This window comes from Streptomyces sp. KR55 (genome assembly GCF_052245645.1).
Taxonomy (GTDB): Bacteria; Actinomycetota; Actinomycetes; order Streptomycetales; family Streptomycetaceae; genus Streptomyces; species Streptomyces flavusporus.
In genome coordinates, this window is the sequence record NZ_JBQQCE010000776.1 from 1 (window position 1) to 2,721 (window position 2,721).

The 2,721-nt window shown below is 70.1% G+C and carries 4 protein-coding genes; 1 reads left to right on the top strand and 3 read right to left on the bottom strand.

Annotation, left to right across the window (positions count from 1 at the left end):
• Positions 1-302: 302 nt before the first annotated feature.
• Positions 303-653 (top strand): DoxX family protein, encoded by a 351-nt coding sequence (locus tag ACTWQJ_RS49865; RefSeq protein WP_443312965.1) that lies wholly within the window; start codon positions 303-305, stop codon positions 651-653.
• Between the two features lie 147 nt (positions 654-800).
• Here ACTWQJ_RS49865 and ACTWQJ_RS49870 read toward each other — a convergent pair whose 3' ends face one another.
• The 3 genes from ACTWQJ_RS49870 to ACTWQJ_RS49880 all read right to left on the bottom strand — a co-directional run.
• Positions 801-944: a hypothetical protein gene (locus tag ACTWQJ_RS49870; RefSeq protein ID WP_443312966.1), complete on the bottom strand. Its 144-nt coding sequence runs from the start codon at positions 942-944 to the stop codon at positions 801-803.
• 41 nt (positions 945-985) lie between these two features.
• The gene (locus ACTWQJ_RS49875; protein WP_443312967.1) at positions 986-1,969 is read right to left on the bottom strand and encodes an aldo/keto reductase; all 984 of its coding nucleotides are present in this window, start codon (positions 1,967-1,969) and stop codon (positions 986-988) included.
• 210 nt (positions 1,970-2,179) lie between these two features.
• Positions 2,180-2,721: SDR family NAD(P)-dependent oxidoreductase (locus ACTWQJ_RS49880; protein ID WP_443312968.1), on the bottom strand; the 542-nt coding region annotated here is incomplete at its 5' end.

The window sequence follows — 2,721 nt, forward strand, 5'->3', positions numbered from 1 at the left end:
TCCCGCCCGCCGCAGCAACTCGGCACGCTCGTCCTCGGACAGCGTGATCTCCACAGCAGAAGGACCCGGATGCGACATACCAACAGACTACTTATTAACCCTCAGGATTTCTGGCGCATCACACTAGTGCTTTGACCGGGAAGGTTCGCCGGGTTGTCGGCGACCTGGGCCTTGTCCGTGCCGGCCGGATGTGGGGGCACACCGATGTCGTGGCTCTGATCACAGTTGGCTCTACGGCTGGCCGCCATGGCCGATCATCGGCGCGTTGGCCCGTAAAGCGTCGAAGTCAGCGGGGTGCGCACATGAGCGTGGTAGCGGCCGTGTTGTCGGTTGTCGTCGGCGCGCTGTTCGTCGTCACGGGCGGGGTGAAGGTGATCGGCCTCCGCCAAAGCCTGGCCGTGCGCGACCACTTCGGCATGGCGTCCGGGGTCTGGCGTCCGGTGGGGCTACTGGAGTCTGTCGGCGGTATTGGCGTGCTGCTCGGAACCAAGGTCACTTTCCTTGGCCTGCTCGCCTTGAGCGGCCTGACTCTGTTGATGCTCGGCGCCATTGCCTCGCGATTCAGGGTGCACGACCCTGCTCACCTGCTCCTGGTCGACGTCACCGTGCTCGCGCTTGTCGTGGCAACGGCGGCTACCCACCTCGCGGGGTAGGCCAGTGGCAGAGCTTGGCCAGGTCCCGCACAGCCGTGACCGTCATAGGACGGTGACGACGGCGGGGAGCGCTGAGAGCACGGATGCGGCCCTGACCACGGCACCAACCCTCGGCGGGGAATGACCAGCCGTGGTGCGCGAAGGGCGTTACGAGGGGTCACCGCCGTTGTTGATCCAGGCCTGCACGGCCCCGTTCTGGTCTACGACCAGGTAGTCGTCCAGGCGGTCGCCGTTGATGTCGGCGAGGTGGACCTCGCCATTGGCGCCCGTGCCCGCCGCGATCTGGCCCATCGCGACCCAGCCCTCCTGGCCGTCGTGGTCGCCGCCGGGGGTCAGCCGTTGAGGTTCTGCATCAGCTCGGGGGCGTAGCGGTCGCCGGAGACGATGCCGCGCGGGGCGACGGCTTCGATGGCGGCCAAGTCCTCATCGGTGATCGTCACGGTGGTGGCGGCGACGTTCTCCTCCAGGTAGCGGCGGCGCTTGGTGCCGGGGATGGCGACCGCGCCCTGGTGCAGCACCCAGGCGAGAGCCAGTTGGGATGGCGAGACCTGCTTGGCGGCGGCGATGCGGCGGACCTCGTCGACCACGGCCAGGTTGCGGGCGAAGTTCTCGCCCTGGAAGCGCGGGTCGGTGCGGCGGAAGTCGTCGGCGGCGAAGTCGTCCGGGCTGGTGATCGCACCGGACAGGAACCCGCGTCCGAGCGGCGAGTAGGCGACCAGGCCGATCCCGAGCTCGTTCAGGGTGGCCATGACCCCGTCGTCCTCGATGCCGCGCTCGAAGAGCGAGTACTCGGTCTGGACCGCCGTGATTGGGTGGACGGAGTGGGCCCGGCGAATGGTCTGCGGGGCGACCTCGGACAGGCCGATGTAGCGCACCTTGCCGGCGGCCACCAGCTCACCCATGGCGCCGACGGTCTCCTCGATCGGCACCTGCGGGTCGACCCGGTGCAGGTAGTAGAGGTCGACGTGGTCGGTGTCCAGGTGACGCAGGGAGCGGTCCAGGGAACGCCGGATGTACTCGGGGCGCCCGTTGTGGCCGACGCGCGTGCCGTCGTCGGTGAACTCGATGCCGGTCTTGGTGGCGACGACGGCCTGCTCGCGGCGGCCGGCGAGGGCCTTGCCGAGGAGCTGCTCGTTGATGAACGGGCCGTAGCTCTCGGCGGTGTCCAGCAGGGTCACGCCCAGTTCCAGGGCGCGGTCGATGGTGGCGAGGGACTCGGCCTCGTCGGTGCTGCCGTAGAAGGCGCTCATGCCCATGCAGCCGAGTCCTTCGGCGGAGACGGTCAGGCCCTGGCTGCCGAGGGTGCGGAGTTCCATGGTGATCTTCCTTGCTGTTGCGGGTCGTCCTGTGGTGTGTGACTGGTTGGTTGTGCGTCGGGTGCGCTGCGGCCCTCGGCCCGGACCGGGTGCGGTCGGGCGCCGGTCGCGGTCGGGCGGGGCGCGGCGGCGGTGTGGCGCCGGCGGGCGGGGATGCTGTGCGGCTGCCGCGCCCGGCGTCGGCAGTGCACCCACCGGGACGCGGGGCGGTCAGCGCACCCAGGTACCGGTGAGGGTCTGGACGGCGGAGCCGTCGAGGTCGGCGAGGGTGGTGGCGACGAAGTCGCGGGCCCACTGCGAGGTCTGGATGCGGAAGGGCGGGCGGGCGACGGTCAGGGCGTCGACGATCGGGGCGGCTGCCTCGGCCGGGGTCTGGGCGTTGCTGAACGACTGCCGGGTGCGGGTGATGTAGGTCTCAAGTGCCGGGCCGTAGGGCCCGGCGGCGGCGAGCAGGGTTGGGACGTCCAGGCCGAGATTGGCGACGAACTCGCTCGCCACCGCGCCCGGCTCGACGACGGTGACATCGACGCCGACGGTGGAGGCGACCGGCGCGAGGGACTGCATGAAGCCCTCCACGGCGAACTTGGCCGCGCAGTACGCCTCGTTGAAGGGCTGGCCGACGACGCCGCCGACACTGGTGACGGTGATCACCCGGCCCTTCGACGCACGCAGGTGCGGCAGGGCGGCCCGGGTCACCGCCACCACGCCGAAGAAGTTGACCTCCATGGCCGCGCGGACGTCGTCGACGCTGC